Consider the following 581-nt stretch of genomic DNA (forward strand, 5'->3'; position numbering starts at 1 on the left):
GCCCTGATGAAGGACCTGGGCGTGAAGGGCGTCCACATCGCCGAGCGGGACACCCAGCGCGCCAAGACCCCGAAGCCGCGGGGGGTCTTCGTCAACACGTGGTCGGTCGAGGGCTTCGTCTCCGAGGGCAATCAGCCGGCCGAGCTCGGCTGGGGCACGCACGAGACCTGGAAGCCCGCCAACGCCCGTGAGCAGGAGAAGGGCTCACGCTGCGCGATCTACCTGCTGCAGCCGGGGGCCGACACGCGGGTGCGCACCTGGGTGCCGACCGCCGGCTCGCAGTTCGGCTTCCTCGTGACCCACAACGAGGCGATCTCGATCTCCGACTACTACACGGTGCGCGAGGGCGATAAGCCGGTCTTCCGGCCCACCTGCCACTACGCCTATCACCCGGCCGACGACGCCGTGCTGTCGCTCCACGAGATGTTCGGCAAGGCGGCCCAGGTGCAGGAGCAGCACCACATCCTCGACGAGACCGAGATCGTCGACGGCATCGACGAGCTCGGCGTGCTCGTCTACGGCCACGAGAAGAACGCCTACTGGTACGGCTCGCAGCTCTCCATCGAGGAGACCCGCCGGGT

Annotated in this window: 1 protein-coding gene; it reads left to right on the forward strand. The window is 68.3% G+C overall.

The window, feature by feature from the left end:
- The coding region (locus ACU8YC_RS25765) for a saccharopine dehydrogenase C-terminal domain-containing protein (RefSeq protein WP_446896075.1) at positions 1–581 on the forward strand (581 nt) is incomplete at both ends.

It is taken from the genome of Citrobacter sp. VF227 (assembly GCF_052950715.1).